Raw genomic sequence first — 22,031 nt, 5'->3', positions numbered from 1 at the left:
GGCACGCATGCCGCGCACCAAGAACACGCTGCTCATGGCGGCGGCGGTCTGCTGCGCCGCCGTCCTGACCGGCTGCTCGGACGAGAACACGCCGTCGTCCGTGTCGTCCGCCGCCAGCAAGGCCGCCTCCGCAGCCGAGTCCCTGGGCCGGGAGGCCGCGTCCTCCCTCGCCGCCGAGGCCTCGTCCGCGTTCGCCTCGGCGACCGCGGAGGCGGGACGGCAGCTGGACGAGATCAAGGGCGGCGTGGACGTGAAGTCCGACGTGAAGCTGGGCACGCCGAACACCGACGGCGGCCGGGCGACCGTCGAGGTCACCGCCGCCAACACCACCGACTCGACACGGTCCTTCGCCGTCCAGGTCGACTTCACGGACGCGAGCGGCAACCGGCTGGACACGGTCGTCGTCACCGTCTCGGACGTGGCCGGCAACGGGACCGGCACGGGAACCGCGCGCAGCAACCGCGACCTCTCCGGCGAGGTGAAAGCGGAGGTGGCGCGGGCGGTGCGGTACTGACGCCATGGGCGGCGCCCCGTCCCTTCCCGGCTCGCTGCTCAGGGAGGGCCTGGCGGACCCGCACCGCCTCCCCGAGCACCTGGCCCTGCTCGCCGTGCGCCGGCTGGGCCCGGTCGCCCGCCGTACGGCCGACGCCGAGCCGCCGCCCACCCCGGCGCAGGTGATCCGCCGCGGCCACCGGGCCACGGTCACCGAGGGCGCCTTCGTCGGCGGGCCGTTCCTGCTGTTCATCCCGGTGGCGTTCTGCGCGGCGCTGCTGCGCCAGACGCGGATCTGCCTGGAGTTGGCCGCGCTCACCGGCCGCGACCCGACCACCCTGGACCGCGCGGCCGAACTGCTCGTCCTCCAGGGGGTGTACGACGAGGTCGGCACCGCCCGCGCCGCCCTCGACGTCCATGCCCCGGCCCCCTCCCGCGGCATACGCCCCACCGCCCTGTGGACCCTCGTGCTGCGGATGGCCCGGCTGCTGGGCCTGCTCACCCCGGACGAACCGGGCACCCGCCCCGGCCGGCCGGTCGTGGTCGGCCGCTGGCTGCTGCTGGTGGCGGTGATCCTGGTCGGAACGGTCGCCCCGCTGGTCTGGCTGCCGTACATGGCGCGCTCCTACGACCGCGCCACCGCGCAGCTCACCCGGCGCGCGAGCCGGTTCTACTTCCCCAAAGAGTCCCCTCCGGCGAAGGGGCCGGCCGCCGGGCGCCGCCGCCTGAACCCGTCGACGCTGGCCGGGACGGGGCGCGCGGTGCTGTCCCTGCTGGTGCCGGCCGTGCTGGCGCTCGGCGTGATCGTGGCCGACGTCCGGATCGCGAGCAGCCGGTGGCCGGTGCTGGGCATCGTGCTGACCGCGGGCTCGGTGGTGACGGGCGGGGTGTGGTGGTGGCACCGGCACCGCGCGGCGAAGCGGGCGGCAGCCGCGGAGTGACGCGGGCGGGGGAGGTCCGGGTCAGTAGCCGATGGCCTCCCGGAGCAGCAGCACGGTGCCGCGCCCCGGGCGGGGTTCCGCGTTGAGGACGAGCAGGCGGTTGACGGCGCTGGGCGCCCCGTACACCGCCTGGGCGCGGGCGTTCTCCAGGGGGAGGGCGTGCTCCTCGACGCGGCGCAGCGCCGTGTCCAGGTCGGGCACCACCTTCTGCGCGCCGACGATCCAGACCGCGTGGGCGGCGCCGCCCGCGTTGGCGGGGAGCTGGCTGCCGCTGCCCGAGGCGAGCACGAGCGAGCCGGTCTCGGTGACCGCGGCGACGCTGTTGACGACGAAATCGGGGCAGGCGACCAGCTTGCGGATCTCGTCGGCGCCGGTGCCGCGGTCGATGGCCAGGACGCGGGGCCTGACGGCGTCGTACCGGCCACTGGCGTTGATGTCCTCGTCGATGCCGGACAGGCGGAGGGTCTCGCTGGCTCCGGTGAACACGCCGGCGCCCTCGGGAATCAGGTCCTTGACGCGGGCGCGCGCGGCCGCGGCGTCGTCGAGGATCTCGGCGGCGAAGCCGTTGGCGCGCAGCGCGGCCGCCGCCCGCTCCAGCCGTTCGGCCGACGCCGGGTCGGCGAACGACGCGCCCGCGGCCGAGGTGGCCTCGGGGCCCTGCGACGCGTGGGGCGCCGTGCCCGCCAGCGGGGAGGTGTCGAGGTACCTGACCTCGTACACCCGCTCGGTGAACCTCCAGCCGTCCTCCGTGCGCCGGTAGCGGTCGTGGTAGACGGCGTAGTTCAGACCCTGGCGTCCGTCGAGGGTGCGCGCGAGTTCCTGGAGGTAGGCGCGGCCGGTCGCGGTGTCGCCGTCGAGCACGATCGTGCCGGGGTGCGTGGTCTGCACGAAGAAGTCCCACTGGGCCTGAAGCCGCTCGCCCCCGACACGGATCTCCTCGCGGCCGACCAGCTCGACGGGAATGTTGGGCATGCGCAGCACTCCGTCCGCGGTGAACAGCGACGCCATGCGGGGCCGGTCGCGCATCATCGCCGCGTCGGTGAACTCGCCGCGCAGTGCCTCGATCTCGACGCGGTCGGCGGTGGCCTGGAAGTCGTTCATCGAAGTCCCCTCTTCCTTCCGTCCTGTCGTCGTCTCAGCGGTACGACAACGCAGCCCTGCGGAATGTGAGCCGGCGCGTCGGCCTGACATTCCGAGGGGCTGCCCTGTCGTAACGGGTAGAGGCGGAGCAGCGAGCGAGGGAGAAGGCCGGACCATGACCACCAGGGCGGAGAGCGGCGACGATCAGGGCGAGCCGGGTCTCGACGCGATCATGAGCGAGCGGCGTCGGCTGATCAACCTCGCCTATCGGCTCCTCGGGTCCCTCGCGGACGCCGAGGACGTCGTGCAGGAGACCTACACCCGCTGGTACGCCATGTCCGCACAGGAGCAGCGGGCCATCGCGTCGCCCGGCGGCTGGCTGGTGACGGTCGCCAGCCGCATCTGTCTGAACCTGCTCGGCTCGGCGCGGGCCAGGCGGGAGACGTACGTGGGCGAGTGGATCCCGGAACCGCTGCCCGAGCCCACGGACTGGACCACCGGGCGCTCCGCCGCCGAGAGGTCCGACCCGGCCGACCGGGTCACCCTCGACGAGTCGGTGACGATGGCCTTCCTGGTCGTCCTCGACGCGATGACCCCGGCCGAGCGCGTCGCGTTCGTCCTGCACGACGTCTTCGGCTACCGCTTCGGCGAGGTCGCCGAGATCGTCGGCCGCACTCCGGCGGCGTGCCGCCAGCTGGCCTCGTCCGCCCGCCGTCGCCTGCGCACCGCGCGGACCCCGGCGGGCCCGAACGCCGGGCAGGCCGGCATCGTCAGGCGGTTCAGAACGGCGTGGGAGGCCAAGGACATCGACGCCCTGATCGGCCTCCTCGACCCCGCCGCCGTCGCGACCGCCGACGGCGGCGGGCTGGCCGCCACCCACCTGCACCCGATCGTGGGCGGCGAGCGGATCGCGCACGCCTATGCCGAGATCGCCCGGCTGTGGGACGGCCGTACGGCATTCCGGGAGTGCACGGTCAACGGCCTGCCCGGCTTGGTGGCGCGGCAGGACGGTGCCGTCGTGACCGTCTTCGCGTTCGAGATCGCGGGCGACCGGATCAGGTCCATCTGGGCGGTACGAAACCCGGAGAAGCTGCGTCCCTGGCGGATCGGCTGAGCGGCGGTCCGCGTGGACGGGGCGCGTCGCCCCCGGGGTGTCGACCCCGGCCGTCCGTCAGCCCGCCCGGCGGGTGAGGCGGGTGAGGGTGATGCCGTTGGGGAAGGCGGTGCGTTCGGTGACGTCGAAGACCGTGGGGTCGAAGGCGCCGTCGAACACCGGGATGCCGGCGCCGGCGATCACCGGGTAGTGCTTGATCACCAGTTCGTCGACCTCGGGCAGCACCGCGCCGGCCAGCTTGCCGCCGCCGCAGAGCCAGATGTCCAGGGCCGCGTCCTCCTCGCGTTTCAGTTCCCGGACCAGGGCGAACGGGTCGCCCGGCACGACGGTGACCGCCGGGTCGGTGTCCGGCTTGAGGGTGCTGGACACCACGTACTGGCGCAGGTGCGCGTACGGGCTGGTGATCCCGGCGTCCAGCGCGGGGCGGAGGGTGCCGAGGCCCATGACGACCGTGTCGAAGCGCCGGTTGGGCAGGTCGGCGACACCGGCGCCCGCGCGGAACGCGGTCGGGACGGTCTCGGGGTAGAGCGCGTTGGTCCAGGCGGAGTAGGCGGCGGCCTGCGCCTCGTCGCCCATGGGGAAGAAGTCGTACTCGCCGCCCGGGCCCGCGATGCGGCCGTCGAGCGTGGCACCGACGTAGTACACGAGCTTTCGCATCCCTGACTCCAAACGTAGTACTCTGACTGAAGTGGTTAGAACTTAGTACTACATCTGGAGTGGTGTCAATGGTGAGACGGAACGACCAACGACGCGCGGCCCTCGTCGACGCCGCGATCGAGGTACTGGCACAGGAGGGGGCGCGCGGGCTGACCTTCCGCGCGGTGGACACCGAGGCCTCGGTACCCAACGGCACCGCCTCCAACTACTTCACCAGCCGCGACGACCTCCTCACCCAGGCCGGCGCCCGCGTCTACGAGCGGCTCCAGCCGGACGCGGCCACGATCGAACGCCAGCGGACGGCGGGCCGCGACCGGGAGACGTACGTGGAGCTGATGCGGGAACTGGTGGGCCGCGTCTCGTCCTTCCGGACGGGTTACCTCGCCCTGCTCGAACTCCGCCTGGAGGCGACCCGCCGCCCCGAACTGCGCAAGGTCCTCACGGAGCGGGTCCGCGCGGACGTCGAGGCGAACGTCGCCTACCACGAGGCATCGGGCCTCCCCGGCGACGCGACGGCCGTCAAGCTGCTGATCCTCACCCTGAACTGGCTGATCGTCGAACAGCTCACCCTGCCGGATGTCTTCGACGAGGCGGAGCGGGACGCGCTGGTGCGGGCGGCGGTGGAACGGATCGTGAACTAACGCAGCGCGTCGAGGAGATGGCCGAGCGAGGCGGGGGTGACGGTGAGCACCGTGGCGGGGGTGTCGGACTCGCGGAGGTGGAGAGTCGTGGGGGTCGAGGCGAGTTCGACACAGGCGTTGCCGTCGCCTTCACCCGAGTAGGAGGACTTCTGCCAGTTGTCGGGGAGGGTCATGCACGCCTCACAGCTCGCCGGCCAGCTTATGGATGAAGTCACGCGACCGTTCAGGGTCCAGTGACACACTCTGCACTCTACGGAAGCGCGTTCGATAGGCGACGAGCTGAGCCTCGGAATCGACGAGTACCGTGCCATGGGGCGCGTCCCTCACCACCGTGTCCAGTTTGGGCAGGGGACCTCCCACGTACGTCATGGCACCCGAGGCACCGGAGAAGCCGTCCAGATCGAAGGGGACGATCCGCAGGGTGATGTGGGGCTTCTCGGACAGCTCGACCAAACGGGCAAGTTGAGCCCTGGAGACGCTCCGGTCACTAATCCTGATACGCAGCGCGGCCTCGTGGATGACCACCTCGTAAGAAGCGATCTTCGCCTGCCGGGCCATGCGGTAGCGCACGCGCAACTCAAGCTCTTCAGAGGTCAGTTCAGGAACTCTGGACGAAAAGACAGCCCGAGCATAATCCTCCGTCTGCAACAGACCCGGCACGTAGACGATCGCCACCTCACGATGGAACGCGGCATGGTGATCCAGCTCGGACAGGTCCAGGAACGACGTCGGTAGCAGCCCCCGGTACTCCTCCCACCACCCGCGCGTCCGATCGGTGGCCATCGCGACCAGCGCGTCGATCAGCTCGGCATCGAAACAGCAGTAGTTGGCAGCAAGGCGACGAAGTCGCTCCTCACTGACACCCGCGACTCCGGACTCGATCTGACTCACCTGGACCGAACTCACACCCAGCAAGGCCGCTGCGGCAGTGGCTTTCAGTCCCGCCGCTTCTCGGAGCCTGCGCAGCTCGGTACCCAGGCGCATCTGTCGTGCCGTCGGATGTCGCCGCGTCGCCATGTGCAGCTCCTCAACATGCGGACCAGGCCACCTCGTTCGGGTGTCAGATTACGCGAACGGCTTGCACGGTCATAACTTTCAGACCTACCTTCAGTGACGCTACCTTCACCCAGCGGAGCGGAAGCGCACCGCGTCGTCCTGCCATGACGCCGCGGCACTGCCACCGCGCCCGAAACACCCCACCCCCCTCACTCGGAGCTGACGCATGCCTGAAAGTGACTCCTGGGAGTACACGCTCTACATCCCCACCGACCCCCGAGCCGTCACCGTCTGCCGCCGCGCCCTGCGCCTGATCCTCGCCCTGCACGGGCTGGCCCACCTCGCCGACACCGCCGAGCTGCTCGCCTCCGAGCTGGTCTCCAACGCCGTCCTGCACACCAAGGGCCCCGCCGCCCTCCGGATCCGCCACCGCGACGGCGTCCTCCAGATCGGCGCCTGGGACGCCGACCCCCAGCCCCCCGAGCCTCCCGGAAAGCTGGAGCAGCTCACCGACGCCGAGAACGGCCGCGGCTTCGCACTCGTCCGGGCCTGCTCGGACACCTGGGGATGGCAGCCCCTGTCCCGGCAAGGACACCGCGGCAAGCTCGTGTGGTGCGAACTGGGGGCCGCGTAGATGGTCGGCTCCTCGTACGGCCCGGCAGATGTGGAGGGACCTCATGACGACGATGCAGTACTTCTGGCGCCACCCCCTCGCCCAGGAAGTGCGGGAACAAGGCCGGGAGGAAGGACGGGAAGAAGGCCGGGTCGAGGCGCTCGCCGAGACGACCCTCCGCATCCTGGAGCTGCGCGGCATCCCCGTGGCGGCCGCCGTCCGCGAGCGGGTCGAGTCCTGCACCGACCTCGACCGGCTCACCGCCTGGTCCGAACGCGCCGTCCTCGCCGGCAGCGCCGACGACCTGTTCATCGGCCCGAACGGGTGACAGAGAAACCTTCCCGCTTCTGAGCTGCGCATACGCCGGTCCGTCGGCGTCAAGGGTGCAGGCGATCATGCCCCCTCAGGAAACGAGAACCCTCGTGCGTCTCCGGCACCCCCTCGCCGCCGTCTGCGGTGCGCTCGCGCTGACCGCCGTCCTGGCCACGCCCGCCCAGGCCGCCACCGGCGACTTCGGCTACAAGGCCGTCGGGCTGAACGGCGAACCGATCTCGGTCACCCTCCACGACCCGGCGAGCGACGAGTGCATCACGCTCCCGGAGGTCGCGGACCCGAGCGCCTCCTCGCCCGCCTTCGCCCCGCACAACGACACCGACGAGTACGCGATCGTGTTCACCGAGCCCGACTGCACGGGCGACTCCTGGACCCTGCGCCCGCACGGGCGGCCGGCCACGGACCGGCTGCTGCTGCGGTCGGTGATGTTCCTGCGTCCGGGGCGCTGAGCACGCGCCGGGGTCCCGGATCCGGTCGGGGCCCCGGCCGCTCCCGTCGGTTGGCGAAACGTTGACCACTTCGCGGCCGACTCCGGAGGAATTCGCGGGCGAGTCCTGACGGGCCCCCGACCTAGATTCGCTGCATGTCCATGCCACAGCGATCCCTTCCCGTCCTGCCGTACCGCAAGCCCACCCGGGGCCGTGACTACTGGGTCCTGGACGACGTCCTCACCGAGGCCGGCATCACCGCCGTACGCGAACGCTGTCTGGCCAAGGACGACTGGGTGAAGGGCTACCCGCACACCGCCGAGAGCTGGCCGGGGCTGCGGACCATGCCGGGGCTGGAGCCCGACGAACTCGCCCGGGTGGAGCGGCTGGTGCGCGCGGCGACCGGCGCGCCGAAGCTCTGGGTGCAGCGCGCACCCGGCGGCGGGACCCTCAACCACAACTGCGTCCAGGTCGTCGGCGAGGGCGAGAGCACGCCCCGCCCGCACAGCGACTCCCGCTCGCTGTGCCGGTACGCGGCGGTGCTGTACCTCAACCCGTCCGCCCCAAAGGACTGCGGCACCAGCTTCTACCGGCAGACCCTGCCCGGCGGCCGGCTCGGCGGCAACGTCGTCCAGGCCCCGCACAACAACCTCGTCGACGCCCTCGGCACCCGGTTCGTCGCCCCCGACGCCTTCGAGGAGGACGTCCGCGTGCCCCACCGGCACAACCGGCTGCTCCTCTACCACGCCAACCTCGTGCACAGCGCGACCGGTTACTGCGGCACCACACTGGAGGAAAAGCGGATGACGGCCGTCTTCTTCTGGATGGCCTGAGCCCGCCACCCGTCACCCGAAGGGCCCACCCGCCCTGCGCCCCGCCCTCGTCCCCCACACCCTGGCCACAGAGACGACGGCTCCCCAGGGGAGGGCACATGGCATCGATGGACATACCCGCCGACGGGCCGCACGAGGTGGCGAGACCCGCCGTCAGAGCGGTCGCGGCCCCCCGGCTGACCTGGCTCACCCTCGCCCTGATGACGACCGCCTCGGTCGCCAGCCTCCGTGCCGCCCCCACCATGGCCGTCTACGGCCTGGCCTGCGTGTTCCTCTACCTCGTCCCGGCGGTCGTGTTCCTCCTGCCGACCGCCCTGGTCTCGGCGGAACTCGCCTCCGGCTGGAACGGCGGCGTCTACCGCTGGGTGAGCGAGGGCCTGTCGAAGCCGCTCGGCTTCCTCGCCGTGTGGTGCCAGTTCGCGATGACGATCTTCTACTACCCGAGCCTGCTGGCCTTCGTCGCCAGCACGATCGCGTACGTCATCAACCCGGCCCTCGCCTCCAACGGCGTCTACACCGCGATCGTGATCATGGTGCTGTACTGGACCGGTGTGTGGGTGTCCTCGCGCGGCACCAAGGCCCTGGCCGGGCTGTCCAGCTGGGGGCTGGTGATCGGCACCCTGGTGCCGGGCACGATCCTCGTCGTCCTCGGCATGGTCTTCCTCGCCCAGGGCAACCCCTCCGCCGCCCCGATGACCGCGAGCCATCTGCTGCCGCAGTGGACCGGCCTCGCCAGCCTCGTGCTCATCGTCAACAACTTCCTGTCGTACTCCGGCATGGAGATGAACGCCGTGCACGTGTCCTCGCTGAAGAACCCGGCGAAGGAGTACCCGAAGTCGATGTTCCTGGCGATGGGCCTGGTACTGCTGATCTTCATCCTCCCGGCCCTGGCGATCAGCTGGGTGGTGCCGGCCGACCAGACCAGCCTGACCGCCGGTGTGATGCAGGCCTTCGAGGCGTTCTTCTCGTACTTCCACATCGGCTGGATGACCCCGATCGCCGCCGTCATGCTGATCTCCGCCTCGCTGGCCGGCATGCTCACCTGGCTGGCCGGGCCCTCCAAGGGCCTGCTGGAGATCTCCCGCAACGAGGGCTATCTGCCGCCCTACCTCCAGAAGCTCAACAAGCACGGCATCCAGCAGAACATCCTGGTCACCCAGGGCGTGGTGACCACGGTCATCGCGCTGATGTACGCGCTGATCCCCGGCGTCTCCAGCGTGTACTGGATCTTCTCGACCATCACCACGCAGGTGTACCTGATCGTCTACCTGCTGATGTTCGTGGCCGCGATACGGCTGCGCAGGAACCAGCCCGACCACCCGCGCGGCTACCGCGTCCCCGCCCTCACCCTGGTCTGTGTCACCGGCTGGCTGGCCTCGGCCGCAGCACTCGTCATCGGCTTCGTGCCGCCCTCGCAGTTCGGCGGCAACAGCGTCGGCGCCTACGTCGCGTTCGTGGGCGGCGGCCTGCTGGTCCTGGGCGTGCTGATCCCCTGGGCGTTCCTGAAGTTCAGGAAGCCCAGCTGGCGCATGGAGGGCGGTGACGCGGAATGAGCCCCACCCGGTTCGCCTCCGAACACAAGTGGATCTACATCAGCGCGATCGTCCTCCTCGTCGCGCTCGCCGTGATCGGCGTCATCAACTACACGAGCGTCAGGAAGACCAACGAGGCCACCGACAAGGCGAACCAGCTCGCCGACGCGGCGGTGGCCGCCGGCTACCCGCGCCCCGACACCGACACCATCGTCCGCACCCTGGGCACCGACGGCGGCAGCGTCTGCGAGGACCCCGGCAGCGCCCTGAAGTCGGCCCTGTGGAAGATCAACGTCTCCAACGGGGCCGCGTTCGTCGGCCAGCGGCCGGTCATCGGCGACACCCAGGCACTGCGGGCGGAGGCGAAGATCCTCCAGATCTACTGCCCGGACAAGCTCGACGACTTCCAGGACCGGCTCGACGACCTGGACACCGACGACACCGTGAGGCGGTGACGGCCATGAGCACCCCGGACGCACCGCTCGCCGAGACGATCGCCGCGCTGATGCCCCAGGCACAGTCCGACCTCGCCGAACTCGTCGCCATCCCCTCGGTGGCCGACCCGCGCCAGTACCCGCCCGAGGAGTGCCTGCGGGCCGCGCAGTGGGTCGCCGACGCCTTCACCCGCGTGGGCCTGAGGGACGTCCACCTCGCCGAGACCCCGGACGGCAGCCACGCCGTCCTCGGCCACCGGCCGCCCCCGCCCGGCGCGCCGACCGTCCTGCTCTACTGCCACTACGACGTGCAGCCCCCGCTCGACGAATCCGCCTGGAACAGCCCCCCGTTCACCCTCACCGAGCGGGAGGACGGCCGCTGGTACGGGCGCGGCGCCGCCGACTGCAAGGGCAACATCGTCATGCACCTCACCGCGCTGCGCGCCCTCGGCGACGACGTCCCGGTCGGTCTGAAGTTCGTCGCGGAGGGTTCCGAGGAGCAGGGCACCGGCGGCCTGGAGGCCTACGTCAAGCAGCACCCGGAGCAGTTCCTCGCCGACGCGCTGCTGGTGTGCGACACCGGCAACGCCGAGGTGGGCACCGGTACGGCCACCGTCACCCTGCGCGGCCTCGCCAATGTCGTCGTCACCGTCGACACCCTGGCGGGCGAGGTCCACTCGGGCATGTTCGGCGGGCCCGCGCCCGACGCGCTCGCCGCCCTGGTCCAGATGCTGTCCACGCTGCGCGACCCGGTGACCGGCGCGACCCGGATCGACGGCCTGGACTGCGAGGGCACCTGGGAGGGCGCCGGCTACGACGAGGAGCGGTTCCGGGCCGACGCCGGGGTACTGGACGGTGTCGCCCTCACCGGCGACGGCACGGTCGCCGACCGGCTGTGGGCGCGGCCCGCGGTGACCGTCCTCGGCATCGACTGTCCGCCGGTGGTGGGCTCGGCGGCCGCCGTGCCGGCCACCGCACGGGCCCGGGTCGGTCTGCGGGTGCCGCCGGGCACCGACGCGGAACTCGCCCGCGCCGCCCTCACCCGGCATCTCACCGAGGCGGCGCCCTGGGGCGCCCGGGTCACCGTGGAACCGGAGGGCACCGGCTCGCCGTTCCGCGCCGCGACCGACGGGCCCGCGTACACCGCGCTGGGCACGGCGATGCGGGAGGTCTACGGCAAGCCGCTCGCGTTCCTCGGCCAGGGCGGGTCGATCCCCCTGTGCAATGTCCTGACCTCCGCCTTTCCCCGCGCCGAGATCATCCTCATGGGGGTGGAGGAGCCGCGCTGCCAGATCCACGCGCCCGACGAGAGCGTCGACCCGGGCGAGATCGAGCACATGGCGCGGGTGGAGGCGCTGTTCCTGCGCGAGTTCGCGAGGAGCGGGCGGTGAGGGCGGCCCGTCAGGGGCCCACGCGCACCTCGTCCCCCACCGACAGCTTCCCCGGCCGCAGGACCGTGAAGTACGCGCCGAAAACGACCCCGCCCTCGGCCCGCCGGTAGCCGGCGAGAGTGCGCAGGGGCTCGGGGCCCGCCTTGCGGCCGGTCTCCTGGTCGACCATGGTGACGGCGCAGCGGACCGTGCGCTCGGCGAAGGCGAGTTCGGCGCCGGCGACGGTGAGCGTGGGCGCCTCGTCCTCCGTGTGCGGGGTGTCCCAGCCGTCGACCACGAGGTTGGGGCGGAAGCGGTTCATGGGCAGGGGGCCGGCGCCGCGCTCGGCCAGCTTCGCGTTGAGGGCGGCCAGGGTCGCGGTGGACACGACGTGCAGCCGGGCGGGAGGGCCGGCCGACGGGCGGACCAGTCTGCTGGGCCGGCCCAGCACGTGGGTGAGCCAGGCGTCGACGTCGTCGTGCCCCGCCCGCACCGGTGCGTGGCCCGGTGCGCGCAGGGTCAGTTCGCCGTCGAGCAGTTCGGGGGCGACGAGGGCCATCCGGGGGTCCTCGCCCTGCCAGCGGACGTCGCCCTTCTCGTCGACGATCGCGTAGCCGCGGTCGTCCACGAGTCCGGCGGGGGTGACCGCCGACTCCGTGACCGTGACGCCCGCGCACCCCTTCACCGGGTAGTACGTGATGTCCGTCAATCTGGCCATTTCAGGTCCCCCCTCGTCCGACCCCGCTCGGTTCCCATAAATTTTTACGATTCCCTGTGAATCACACGAGCCCCGCGTCCGTACTTCTCCCTAGTCCGACCAGCCGGGGACCCTCCACCGGCGTACTCCCCGAGCGGACACAGGAGGAACGGTGCCACTTTCGCGGAACACGATGGGAACCCTGTTCGTGGGTGGAGCCCTGTCACTGACACTGGCTGCCCTCGCATACCCGTCGATGCTCGGACTGGACACCGTCTCGACCTCGACCGACAGAGTCATCGCCAACACCCAGTGGGGGCCGCTGACCGAAGGCGACCGCGACTTCGTGGTGAAGGTGCGGGCGGCCGGTCTGTGGGAGTACCCGGTCGGGCAGATCGGTCTCCAGAAGGGGCAGAGCAAGTCGGTCCTGACCGCCAGCGAGCACCTGATCGACGGTCACGCGGCACTCGACACGACCTGCCGCAAGATCGCGCCGATGCTGAACATCACCCTGCCGAACGTGGCCAGTCCGCAGCAGGAGGGCTTCGTCACCCAGCTGAAGGCGGAGAGCGGCAAGCAGTTCGACGTCACCTTCGCCAACATCCTGCGCCTGACCCACGGCTCGATCTTCAACACCGTGGCGAAGGTCCGCTCGACGACGAAGAACTCGCTGGTGCGCGCGCTGGCCGACCAGGCCAACGACACCGTGCTCGACCACATCACGGTGATGGAGAAGACCGGTCTGGTCGACTTCGACAGCACGCTGTTCCAGCAGACCACCCCGCCGAAGCTGCCCAAGTCGGACCTGACCCCGCCGGCCCCTCCGGCCGGTCAGCCGCAGGTCGTGCTGACCCCGCCGCCGACCGCCACGGCCACCCCGGTGGACCTCGGCGACGCCGTGAACGGGCAACCTCAGCAGTAGGGCCCCTTCTCAGGCCAGCCAGACGGTCGTGTCCGGGGCCAGATGTCCGTCCTCGTCCGGCGGGGCGCTGCCGAGCAGCACCTCACCGGGCGGCAGGGGCACCGGCACGTCCGACAGGTTGGTGACACAGCGCCAGGCGTCGGAGCGGGTGAAGGCCAGGACCCCGGGCGGGGTGTCCGGCTCCCAGGTCAGCTCCTCGCCGTCGAGCAGTTTGCGGCGCAGGCGCAGGGCCGTGCGGTACAGCTCCAGGGTGGAGCCCTGCACGCCGTCCTGCGCCTCGACGGCGTACCGCGCGAAGGACGGCGGCTGCGGCAGCCAGGCACCGGCCGCGCCGAAGCCGTACGAGGGTCCCGTGGTCGTCCACGGCAGCGGCACCCGGCAGCCGTCGCGGCCCTTGCGGGTGCGGCCCGTCTGCTCCCACAGCGGGTCCTGGAGGACTTCGACGCGCAGATCGGCGACCTCGGGCAGCCCGAGTTCCTCACCCTGGTAGACGTACGACGATCCCGGCAGCGCCAGCATCAGGAGGGTGGCGGCGCGGGCGCGGCGCAGGCCTGCCTCCTCGTCGACGGGCGGTGTGCGGCCGTCCGACAGCAGCCAGGCGTTCTCGTCCGTGCCGGCCGGGAGCCGCAGGCGGGACGGATGGCGTACGACGTCGTGGTTGGAGAGGACCCAGGTGGCGGACGCGCCGACGGCGCGGGCCGTGGCGAGGGAGTCGGTGACGGTCCGCCGGATCGTGTCCGCGTCCCACGGGGCTTGCAGATACTCGAAGTTGAAGGCCTGGTTCAGTTCGTCGGGGCGAGCGTAGAGGGCGCGGCGGGCGCCCGGCACCCAGGCCTCGGCGACCGCCGTGCGGGGCGGGGAGTAGGAGTCGAGGACGCGGCGCCAGTCGCGGTAGATCGCGTGGACCTCGTCGCGGTCGTAGAAGGGGTGGGTGCCCGGGGGCAGGCGGGTGAGGGCGTCCTCGCCGCTCAGCTCCGGGCTGCCCAGGTCGCGCAGCGGGGCGGCGAGGTCCTTGGCGAGGGCGTGGGCGACGTCGACGCGGAAGCCGTCCACGCCGCGGTCGGACCAGAAGCGGAGGGTGGTGCGGAAGTCCTCGTGGACCTCCTCGTGGTCCCAGTTCAGGTCGGGCTGTTCGCGGGCGAAGAGGTGGAGGTACCACTGGCCGTCCGGGACGCGCTGCCAGGCGCTGCCGCCGAAGACCGACTGCCAGTCGGTGGGCGGGTGCTCGCCGGCCGGGCCGCGGCCGTCACGGAAGACATAGCGGTCGCGGGCCGGGGAGCCGGGGCCGGCGGCCAGGGCCTCCCGGAACCAGGCGTGCCGGTGGGAGGTGTGGTTGGGGACGAGGTCGACGATCACCTTCAGGCCGAGGCGGTGGGCCTCGGCGGCGAGCGCGTCGAAGTCGGCGAGGGTGCCGAGACGGGGGTCGACGTCGCGGTGGTCGGCGATGTCGTAGCCGCCGTCGGCGAGCTCGGAGGGGTAGAAGGGGCTGAGCCAGAGCGCGTCGACGCCGAGGGCGGCCAGATGCGGGAGGCGGCCGGTGATGCCGCGCAGGTCGCCGAGCCCGTCGCCGTCGGCGTCGGCGAAGCTGCGGGGGTAGACCTGGTAGACGACGGCCTGGCGCCACCAGTCCGGGGTGTGGGGTGACAAGTCGGTCATGCGGAGAAGACTGTCCAGATCGTCGGGAAAGTGAACATCCGCGCGCTGCGGAGGGAATCGTTCCACACGTGACGAAGCTGTGATGGAAGTTTGAACTCCCCAGGGTTTAGCCCAGGTTGACAGCGCTCTGTCAGCCACACGACGATGGGCCCACACTGTGGCGCCTGTGACCGACGGGGCCCGTGTTTCCTGTGATCTGACCAATCACCCCTGGCATTCGCCAAGATGGGATACGCATGTCCATAGCGAGACGTGTCACCGTGCGCCGCCTGCTGGGGACGGGCGCCGCGACGCTCACCCTCTGCGCCGCCTCCGTCGCCGCCGCCTCCGGCGCCTTCGCCCACACCGGTACGCCCGGTGGGGACGGCTGGAAGTCCGGCGGGCAGTACCAGCCGGGAACCGGCGCCGGGACCGAGACGGGGACCGACCGCTGCCAGTTCTCGCTCGACGGCAAGAACTTCTTCGACTCCGTGCGGGTCGACGACCAGAACCTCAAGCCGACCGAGGACGGCAAGGTCCACATCTCGGTCCGCACCGCCGGTGACGCGTCCACCTGCACCGCGTCCCTCGCCTCCTACCTCGCCCACGGCGCCACCTTCGGCACCTCCGGCGAGCAGGTGTTCATCGACTTCGACTCGGTGACCGTGAAGCCGGGGCAGACCGACACCCTCGACATCGCCGTGCCGGACGCCGGCTGCTTCGCCCAGATCGACCTCTACCGCGGCGCCGTGAAGTTCGACGGCGAGCTCGACGCCAAGGACGGGTTCGAGCACGGGAACCTGCCCAAGGGACCGGACCGCCCGGTCATCAAGGACAAGCTGATCGCGGCCTGGAACGGCGGGACGAAGGACTGCACGGCCGACGAGCAGCCGCCGTCGTCCCCGCCCGCCGACGACAACGAGTCGCCCTCGGCACCGGCCTCGGAGCCGCCGGCGGACACGCCGTCCGACACGCCGTCGGACACCCCCTCCGAGTCGGAGTCGGAGTCCGCCACCCCGACGCCGTCCGCGAGCGAGTCGAGCGACGCCCCGGCGCCGACCCCGAACGGGGGCGGCGGCGACCTCGCCGAGACCGGTGCGAACAGCAGCACTCCCGTGATCGCCGGTGGCGCGGCCGCGCTGCTGATCGGCGGGGCGGCGATCGTCGTCGCCGGCCGGCGCCGCAAGGCGTCCCGCGCCTAGCCCCACGACGCGGCAGGTCGACAGCACCCCCGCCGGGGCCGGGCTCAGCCCCGGACCCCGCGGGGGTGCTCCGCTTCACACCCCCTCGACCGCCCCGAGGTACAGCTTCACGTAGCGGTCGACGTCGACGTCCAGGGCCACGTCCACCAGTTGCCGTTCCCTGGTGTCGCCGTGCAGTTCGGACTCGCCGGGGCGCGGACGGCGGTCGACGACCGTCTGGCCCCGGGTCGGGCCGGCGGCGAGGGAGACCTCGACCGGGAGCAGCTCCGTGGTGAGGCCGGCCGGGTCGGCCACCGCGCAGACCGCCCCCGCGTCCCCGAGACCGCCGTGCGGGTCGTCGCCGTCCGGGTCGGGCGCGGAGGGGCGGTGGGCGAGGAGTTCGCCGGCCAGCCGGGCGCCCGGTTCCGCGCTCGCGCGCAGCCTGCGCACGTCCGTTCCGGGGACGACGACCCGCTGGAAGACGTCCAGGCCGTACATGGTGATCGGCACCCCTGCGGTCAGCAGGATCGCGGCCGCCTCCGGGTCGTGCCACACATTGAACTCGGCGACCGCCGTGGCGTTCCCGGTGGCCACCGCGCCGCCCATGAACACGATCCGCTCGATGTTCCCGGCCACCTCCGGATGGGTGCGCAGGAGCAGGGCGATGTTCGTCAGCGGCGCCGTGGGGATCAGCGTGACGGGACGCGGCGACGCGAGGATCTCCCGGCGCAGCAGCGTGACCGCGTCCGCCTCCACGGGGGTGCCGGTCGGGGCGGGGAGGCCGGGGATGTCGCCCATGCCGTCGTCACCGTGCACATGGCGGGCCGAGCGGGCCGGTTCGAGCAGGGGGCGTTCGGCCCCGCGGGCCACCGGGACGTTCCCGGCACCCGCGATCTCCAGGACGGTCAGCGTGTTGCGGACGACGCCGTCCACGTCCGTGTTGCCCGCCACGCAGGTGACCGCCCGCAGGTCCAGGCCCGGGTGGCGTACCGCGAACAGGAGGGCGAGGGCGTCGTCGACCCCCGTGTCGCAGTCGATGATCACAGGGATGGGCCGGTCGTCGCTCACCTGGTGACTCCTTCTGCTCTGCCTGCTGCCTGCTGCCTGCACTCGCTCTGCCTGCCGCGCCGCTCATGAGCCGTCATGCCGACCTTATGCGGCCTCGGCCGGTCCCACCGCTCAGTCCCACAGCTCAGTGCCGCGTGCCGCCACCCGGGCGGCGATCCGCCGGACCAGGTCGCCGACGGCCGGTTCCCCAAGGCGCCGCCCGTCCCGCAGACGTACCGCCGCCGACCCGGCCGCGGCCTCCCGCTCCCCGATCACCGCCTGGTACGGGACCAGCCGCGCCGCCCGCACCCGCGCCCCGAGACTGCCCTGGCCCGCGTCCGCGAGCCGGACCCGCAGACCGGCCGTCTCCGCCCGCCGGGCCAGGTCCGCCGCGGCCTCCTCCTGCGCCTCCGACACCGGCAGCACCGCCAGCTGAACGGGCGCCAGCCAGGCCGGGAACGCCCCGCCGTGCTCCTCCAGCAGATGGGCGACGGCCCGCTCCACACTGCCGATCACACTGCGGTGCACCATGACCGGCCGGTGTCTCGCCCCGTCCGCGCCGATGTAGTGCAGGCCGAAGCGGGCGGGCTGGTGGAAGTCGATCTGCACGGTGGACAGGGTGGCCTCCCGTCCGGCCGGGTCCACGATCTGCACGTCGATCTTCGGACCGTAGAACGCGGCCTCGCCCGCCGCCTCCTCGTACGCGACACCCGCACCGTCCAGGACCTCCCGCAGCAGCGCGCCGGCCCGGCTCCACAGCTCCGGGTCGGCCACGTACTTGCCGCCCTCGCCGGGCAGGGAGAGCCGGTGGCGGACGGCGTGGATCCCCAGGTCGGCGTAGGCGCGGGCGATCAGCGCGAGGGCCGAACGGGCCTCCGCCACCGCCTGGTCGAGGGTGCAGAAGATGTGCGCGTCGTTGAGGGTGATGGCCCGCACCCGGGTGAGACCACCGAGCACACCGGACGGCTCCGAGCGGTACATGGCACCCAACTCGGCGATCCGCAGCGGCAGTTCGCGATAGCTGCGGGAGCGGGAGCGGTAGATCAGGGCGTGGTGGGGGCAGAGGCTGGGACGCAGCACCAGTTGTTCCGAGCCCTGGCCGCCCGGCTCCATGGGCGGGAACATGTCGTCGCTGTAGTGGTCCCAGTGACCGGAGATCTCGTACAGCTCGCGTTTGCCGAGGACCGGCGAGTACACGTGCCGGTAGCCGGCGGCGCGTTCGAGGTCGCGGACGTACTCCTCCAGGGTGTGCCGGATCAGGGCGCCGTCGGGCAGCCAGTAGGGCAGGCCCGCACCCATCAGGGGGTCGGTGTCGAACAGGTCCAGCTCGCGGCCGAGGCGGCGGTGGTCGTGCACGGTGGTCTCCCTCGTTCGGGGGCGAGGACGGACCGGGGCACGCGAAAGCCCCGGGGCACTCGCCCCGGGGCTTTCGACAACACGTCGTGGATCAGCGCGCCGGGACGGTCTCCGGCGTCGTCGTGAGGAACGGCTGGGCGCGCTGCATGCGGTGACCGTAGCAACCGAAGCGGGCCGGGGACGACCCGATTTCCACCGCCCGCATCAACGCCGGTAACCCGTACGGCCCGCAGCGCTGGTCGGCTCGTACCCGCGATGTTGCCGTGAGAACAGGCCGAACAGACCGCACGCGTTCCAGGAGGCAGTCCCGATGAGCCGTCGTCCCCTCCTCGTCTCCGCCTCCGTCGCCCTCGGGCTGCTCTGCGCCGTCCCCGGCTGTGCCACCCTCGGGCTGGAGCACCCGCCGACCGCCGAGCCCGCCCCGGCCAGCTCCAGCGCCGCGCCCGACCGGCCCGCCTCGCCGACCGCCCCGTCCGTGCTCACCGAGGCGCAGGCGCGGGCCGCGCTCATCACCGACACCGACCTCGGCGCCCCCTGGACCCCGACGCGCGGCGCCGCGACCTGGCGGGACGGGCTGCTGAAGGCGGCGACCGCCGTGCCCGAGTGCCAGAAGCTGCTCGACGCGCTGTACACCGACGAACTGCTCGGCACCCCGGCCCGCGCGGTCGTCGGGCTCGACGACCCCGACACCGGGGCCCAGCTGCGCTACCAGCTCACCGACCGGCGCCCGGCCGACGCCGACAAGGCGCTGGCGTGGCTGCGGGCGCTGCCGGGGACGTGCGGCCGGTTCACGGCCATGGCCCCGCACGACACCGTGCTGGACGTGCAGGTCGTGGACCTGCCGCTGCCGGAGGTGGGGAACGCCCGGCAGGGCCTCAGGGTGACGCTGACGATCTGGGCGACGGCCGAGGAGAACCCGGGCGGGGAGCCCACCGTCCTCGCCCTGGACGTGGCCGCCGTCCGGGCCGGCGAGGACGCGTTCGCGCTGACCAACGGCGGCCTGGGCGACGTACCGAACGAGGCCACCCAGGTCGCCGTCCAGCTCGGCGTACGACGGCTGGCGGACGTCCGCAAGCAGGGGCGGGTGCAGGTCTGAGCCGGGCCGTGCCCGCTCAGTCGGGGTCCATGCGCAGCCGGCGGGTGACCACCTCGTGGGAGACGGCCAGCACCGTGCTGCCGTGGGCGAAGGCGTGGCCGCGCAGCAGGTCCAGGGCCTCCTCGGCACCGGCGCCGCGCTGGGCCATGACCATGCCGACGGCCTGGTAGACCTCGTCGTGCTCCATGGCCATCGGGCTCAGCCAGAGTCCGTCGCCGCCGGGGCCGTTCTCCTCGCCGTGCGGCAGGGCGACCAGCGCGGCGGTCATGACGTCGGCCACGGACCGCGCCGTGCGCACCTCGCCGTCGGCCAGGGCTCCGGGGACGTCCCGGTAGAGGTCGAGCGTGCCCACGCACACCGTGCCGTCGCCCAGGGGCAGCGCGTACACGGCCCGTACCCCGGCGGCGGCCGCCTGGTGGGCGTACACCGGCCAGCGGGAGGTGTCCCGGGCGCCCACGAGATCGGTGGCGAAGACGGCCGTCCCGGTCTCCGCGGCCTCCACGCACGGGCCGTCCCCCAGGGTGACCTGCATCTCCATCAGATACGCGGCCCGTTCACCGCTCGCGCTCAGCGGTACGGGCATACCGGCGCCGCGCAGCGACACGCTCGCGCCGCTCACCGGCAGCAGCCGTACCGCGGCCGAGCAGATCCGCTCGGGCACCTCGCCGGGGTCGCATCCCCGTGTCTCCTCGGCGATCACCTCGGCGACCCGGTCGCGCACGGTCATCACCTCCGGCACCGGTGACACACGGCTCCCTGTCGTCCGCCGGGTACCCGCCGGGCGCCGGGGGAACCGGGTCACGGCTTCTCGTACGGATCCGCCGGCTGCCTCACCCGGGTGACCGTCGTGGCGGCCAGCAGGGGCGGCCAGGCCGCGTCGGAGCCGAGGGTGCCCTTGGGGCGCCAGGTGCCGGTGACGGTGACCCAGGTGTCGGTGGGCGGCGCGTCCACGCCTCGGATCTCGACCTTGGCGGTGGTGGCGTCGGCGGCGCAGCAGGTCACGAGCAGGCGGGTGACGTACCAGGCGCCGTCGTCGCCGTGCGTGACGAAACCGGTCAGGCGGACCGTACGGCCCTTCAGGGAGCGGGCGCTGTCGTAGATCGCGCGGGAGCTGTACGCGCCGACGGTGAGGGTGACCGGGTCCCCGGCGGGGAGCGCGGGGAAGGTGCCGACGCCCTGCGCGGCCCGCTGGGCGGCCTCGCGGTCGGCGCTGTAGGAGCCGAGGGCGGGGGGCGGGAAGAGGAGGAGGGCCAACGCGGGGAGGGTGAGCAGCCTGGCGACACGGGGGCCGGCGGGGCCGTGGTGGTGCCCGGGGTGGTCATCGGGGGCACCGGGGTGGCCGTGAGGGGTATCGGGCCGGCCCCGCCGGCCGGGCAGGGCCGTCGTCGCCAGGCTCACCAGGCCCAGCAGGACCAGCGCGCCGCCGGACACGATCAGGTACGGCCGCAGGCCCGCCTGGACATAGCGCAGGTACAGCTCGCCGAAGACGGTGATCCGCAGGACCGCCGCTCCCGTCAGGAGCAGCAGGACCGCGCCGCCGTACCGCCTCACAGCAGCCACCACCCCACGAGCGCGCTGGACGCCACGGCCACCACCCAGGTCGCGGACGCGAACCGGACCGCGAAGGCGCGGCCGAAGGTGCCGGCCTGTAGGGCGAGGAGTTTCAGGTCGACCATCGGGCCCACCACCATGAACGCCAGCCGGGCGGTGGCCGGGAAGGCGCTGAGGGAGGCGGCGACGAAGGCGTCGGCCTCGCTGCACACGCAGAGCACGACGGCAAGGAGCGCCAGCAGCGGCACCGCGAGCCACGGGGAGCCGGTGAAGACGTCCAGGACGGAACGCGGGACGGCGATGTTGAAGGTCGCCGCGGCCGCCGCGCCGAGCACGAGGAAGCCGCCGGCGTGCAGGAAGTCGTGCTGGAGGCCGTCGGCGAAGGCGCGGACGCCGGTGGTGTGCGGGGTGTCGCGGCCCGGGATCCGCAGCCACTTCTCGCGGCCGAAGCGGACCCAGAGCCAGCCCATGACCACGGCCGTGCCGAGCGAGGCGAGCAGCCGGGCGAGGACCATCTCCGGCCGGCCGGGGAAGGCCAGGGAGGTGGCGACGAGCACCACGGGGTTGATCGCGGGCGCCGAGAGGAGGAAGGCGAGGGCGGCGGCCGGGGCGACCCCGCGCCGCATCAGGCTCCCGGCCACCGGCACGGACGCGCACTCGCAGCCGGGCAGGACGGCGCCGGCGACCCCGGCGACGGGGACGGCGAGCGCCGGACTGCGGGGCAGCAGCCGCCGCAGGACCCGTTCGGGCACGAAGGCGCCGATCGCCGCCGAGACGACCGTGCCGAGGAGGAGGAACGGCACGCCCTGGACGGCGACGGCGGTGAAGACCGTCCACCAGGCGGCGACGGCCGGGGTGTACAGGTCGAGCGCGAGCACCGGCCCGAGCACGGCGACGACGGTGGCCACGGCCAGCAGCGCCGTCCCGCCGAGCACCGCGTACACCAGCGCGCGCACGGTGGACCGCAGACCGTCGGCCACAGTCCTTCGCATCGCCACGTACGCCCTCGTCATCGCCGTCGGTCGGGTTCCGCGGGGACGCTAACGACGGCGGCTGTGGACCGGCCCGGCGCCGGCCGGGAG

The 22,031-nt window shown here is 72.6% G+C and carries 25 protein-coding genes; 14 read left to right on the top strand and 11 right to left on the bottom strand.

Features of this window, described 5'->3' with window-relative positions; translation table 11 throughout:
- Positions 1-7 precede the first annotated feature (7 nt).
- Positions 8-514 (top strand): FxLYD domain-containing protein, encoded by a 507-nt coding sequence (locus tag IE275_RS30580; RefSeq protein ID WP_189715061.1) that lies wholly within the window; start codon positions 8-10, stop codon positions 512-514.
- A 4-nt stretch (positions 515-518) separates the two neighbouring features.
- Positions 519-1,433 (top strand): hypothetical protein, encoded by a 915-nt coding sequence (locus IE275_RS30575; RefSeq protein WP_189715059.1) that lies wholly within the window; start codon positions 519-521, stop codon positions 1,431-1,433.
- A gap of 21 nt (positions 1,434-1,454) precedes the next feature.
- Here IE275_RS30575 and IE275_RS30570 read toward each other — a convergent pair whose 3' ends face one another.
- Complete coding sequence (locus IE275_RS30570; RefSeq protein WP_189715058.1) at positions 1,455-2,534, bottom strand: nuclear transport factor 2 family protein; 1,080 nt, start codon at positions 2,532-2,534, stop codon at positions 1,455-1,457.
- A gap of 154 nt (positions 2,535-2,688) precedes the next feature.
- On the opposite strand from IE275_RS30570, the gene sigJ reads away from it, so the two are divergent.
- Positions 2,689-3,627, top strand: coding sequence for an RNA polymerase sigma factor SigJ (sigJ, locus tag IE275_RS30565; protein WP_189715056.1), 939 nt, complete (start codon positions 2,689-2,691; stop codon positions 3,625-3,627).
- Positions 3,628-3,684: 57 nt separating this feature from the next.
- Here sigJ and IE275_RS30560 read toward each other — a convergent pair whose 3' ends face one another.
- A complete protein-coding gene (locus IE275_RS30560) occupies positions 3,685-4,284 on the bottom strand; it encodes a dihydrofolate reductase family protein (RefSeq protein WP_189715054.1) in 600 nt (199 codons plus the stop codon).
- Between the two features lie 68 nt (positions 4,285-4,352).
- On the opposite strand from IE275_RS30560, the gene IE275_RS30555 reads away from it, so the two are divergent.
- The gene (locus tag IE275_RS30555) at positions 4,353-4,925 is read left to right on the top strand and encodes a TetR/AcrR family transcriptional regulator (RefSeq protein WP_189715053.1); all 573 of its coding nucleotides are present in this window, start codon (positions 4,353-4,355) and stop codon (positions 4,923-4,925) included.
- Here the strand turns inward: IE275_RS30555 and IE275_RS30550 are convergent.
- Together IE275_RS30550 and IE275_RS30545 are read right to left on the bottom strand one after the other, a co-directional pair.
- On the bottom strand, positions 4,922-5,098 hold the full coding sequence (locus tag IE275_RS30550; protein ID WP_189715052.1) for a DUF397 domain-containing protein: 177 nt from the start codon (positions 5,096-5,098) through the stop codon (positions 4,922-4,924). The genes IE275_RS30555 and IE275_RS30550 overlap by 4 nt on opposite strands.
- Before the next feature lie 7 nt (positions 5,099-5,105).
- On the bottom strand, positions 5,106-5,942 hold the full coding sequence (locus IE275_RS30545; protein ID WP_189715050.1) for a DUF5753 domain-containing protein: 837 nt from the start codon (positions 5,940-5,942) through the stop codon (positions 5,106-5,108).
- A 205-nt stretch (positions 5,943-6,147) separates the two neighbouring features.
- Here IE275_RS30545 and IE275_RS30540 point away from each other — a divergent pair, with 205 nt between their 5' ends.
- From IE275_RS30540 to IE275_RS30510, 7 genes are all read left to right on the top strand, one after another.
- On the top strand, positions 6,148-6,555 hold the full coding sequence (locus IE275_RS30540; RefSeq protein WP_189715048.1) for an ATP-binding protein: 408 nt from the start codon (positions 6,148-6,150) through the stop codon (positions 6,553-6,555).
- Between the two features lie 43 nt (positions 6,556-6,598).
- Complete coding sequence (locus IE275_RS30535) at positions 6,599-6,862, top strand: hypothetical protein (protein WP_189715046.1); 264 nt, start codon at positions 6,599-6,601, stop codon at positions 6,860-6,862.
- A gap of 67 nt (positions 6,863-6,929) precedes the next feature.
- Positions 6,930-7,316, top strand: coding sequence for a hypothetical protein (locus IE275_RS30530; RefSeq protein WP_373299315.1), 387 nt, complete (start codon positions 6,930-6,932; stop codon positions 7,314-7,316).
- Positions 7,317-7,450: 134 nt separating this feature from the next.
- Positions 7,451-8,128 (top strand): DUF6445 family protein, encoded by a 678-nt coding sequence (locus tag IE275_RS30525; protein WP_189715044.1) that lies wholly within the window; start codon positions 7,451-7,453, stop codon positions 8,126-8,128.
- A gap of 98 nt (positions 8,129-8,226) precedes the next feature.
- The gene (gene gadC, locus IE275_RS30520) at positions 8,227-9,681 is read left to right on the top strand and encodes a glutamate/gamma-aminobutyrate antiporter GadC (protein ID WP_189715042.1); all 1,455 of its coding nucleotides are present in this window, start codon (positions 8,227-8,229) and stop codon (positions 9,679-9,681) included.
- Entirely contained in the window at positions 9,678-10,115 is a 438-nt protein-coding gene (locus IE275_RS30515) for a hypothetical protein (protein WP_189715040.1), read from the top strand. The genes gadC and IE275_RS30515 overlap by 4 nt, the downstream gene beginning before the upstream one ends.
- Before the next feature lie 5 nt (positions 10,116-10,120).
- Positions 10,121-11,485 carry a dipeptidase gene (locus tag IE275_RS30510; protein WP_189715038.1) on the top strand — a complete coding sequence of 455 codons (1,365 nt, stop codon included), beginning with the start codon at positions 10,121-10,123 and terminating at the stop codon, positions 11,483-11,485.
- Between the two features lie 10 nt (positions 11,486-11,495).
- On the opposite strand, the gene IE275_RS30505 is transcribed toward IE275_RS30510, so the two are convergent.
- Positions 11,496-12,182: an MOSC domain-containing protein gene (locus IE275_RS30505; protein ID WP_189715036.1), complete on the bottom strand. Its 687-nt coding sequence runs from the start codon at positions 12,180-12,182 to the stop codon at positions 11,496-11,498.
- 172 nt (positions 12,183-12,354) lie between these two features.
- Between IE275_RS30505 and IE275_RS30500 the strand changes: the two genes are divergently transcribed.
- Entirely contained in the window at positions 12,355-13,083 is a 729-nt protein-coding gene (locus IE275_RS30500) for a DUF4142 domain-containing protein (protein ID WP_373299316.1), read from the top strand.
- A 9-nt stretch (positions 13,084-13,092) separates the two neighbouring features.
- Here the strand turns inward: IE275_RS30500 and IE275_RS30495 are convergent, their stop codons facing one another.
- The gene (locus IE275_RS30495; RefSeq protein WP_189715034.1) at positions 13,093-14,739 is read right to left on the bottom strand and encodes a glycoside hydrolase family 13 protein; all 1,647 of its coding nucleotides are present in this window, start codon (positions 14,737-14,739) and stop codon (positions 13,093-13,095) included.
- A 236-nt stretch (positions 14,740-14,975) separates the two neighbouring features.
- On the opposite strand from IE275_RS30495, the gene IE275_RS30490 reads away from it, so the two are divergent.
- Entirely contained in the window at positions 14,976-15,920 is a 945-nt protein-coding gene (locus IE275_RS30490) for an LAETG motif-containing sortase-dependent surface protein (protein ID WP_189715032.1), read from the top strand.
- A gap of 75 nt (positions 15,921-15,995) precedes the next feature.
- Here the strand turns inward: IE275_RS30490 and IE275_RS30485 are convergent, their stop codons facing one another.
- Together IE275_RS30485 and thrS are read right to left on the bottom strand one after the other, a co-directional pair.
- On the bottom strand, positions 15,996-16,967 hold the full coding sequence (locus tag IE275_RS30485; protein ID WP_189715029.1) for a nucleoside hydrolase: 972 nt from the start codon (positions 16,965-16,967) through the stop codon (positions 15,996-15,998).
- Between the two features lie 111 nt (positions 16,968-17,078).
- Positions 17,079-18,302, bottom strand: coding sequence for a threonine--tRNA ligase (thrS, locus tag IE275_RS30480; protein ID WP_189715027.1), 1,224 nt, complete (start codon positions 18,300-18,302; stop codon positions 17,079-17,081).
- A gap of 310 nt (positions 18,303-18,612) precedes the next feature.
- Between thrS and IE275_RS30475 the strand changes: the two genes are divergently transcribed.
- A complete protein-coding gene (locus IE275_RS30475; RefSeq protein WP_189715025.1) occupies positions 18,613-19,398 on the top strand; it encodes a hypothetical protein in 786 nt (261 codons plus the stop codon).
- Between the two features lie 16 nt (positions 19,399-19,414).
- On the opposite strand, the gene IE275_RS30470 is transcribed toward IE275_RS30475, so the two are convergent.
- The 3 genes from IE275_RS30470 to IE275_RS30460 are packed head-to-tail and all read right to left on the bottom strand — an operon-like array spanning position 19,415 to position 21,941.
- Positions 19,415-20,146 carry a GAF and ANTAR domain-containing protein gene (locus IE275_RS30470; RefSeq protein WP_308435714.1) on the bottom strand — a complete coding sequence of 244 codons (732 nt, stop codon included), beginning with the start codon at positions 20,144-20,146 and terminating at the stop codon, positions 19,415-19,417.
- Between the two features lie 50 nt (positions 20,147-20,196).
- Complete coding sequence (locus IE275_RS30465; RefSeq protein WP_189715246.1) at positions 20,197-20,949, bottom strand: TIGR03943 family putative permease subunit; 753 nt, start codon at positions 20,947-20,949, stop codon at positions 20,197-20,199.
- Positions 20,946-21,941 (bottom strand): permease, encoded by a 996-nt coding sequence (locus tag IE275_RS30460; protein WP_189715023.1) that lies wholly within the window; start codon positions 21,939-21,941, stop codon positions 20,946-20,948. The genes IE275_RS30465 and IE275_RS30460 overlap by 4 nt, the downstream gene beginning before the upstream one ends.
- Between the last annotated feature and the right edge of the window lie 90 nt (positions 21,942-22,031).

The organism is Streptomyces phaeofaciens, assembly GCF_014648915.1.
Taxonomy (GTDB): domain Bacteria; phylum Actinomycetota; class Actinomycetes; order Streptomycetales; family Streptomycetaceae; genus Streptomyces; species Streptomyces phaeofaciens.
Note: the sequence above shows the minus strand (reverse complement) of the source record. Positions and strands in the feature narration are given on the sequence as shown.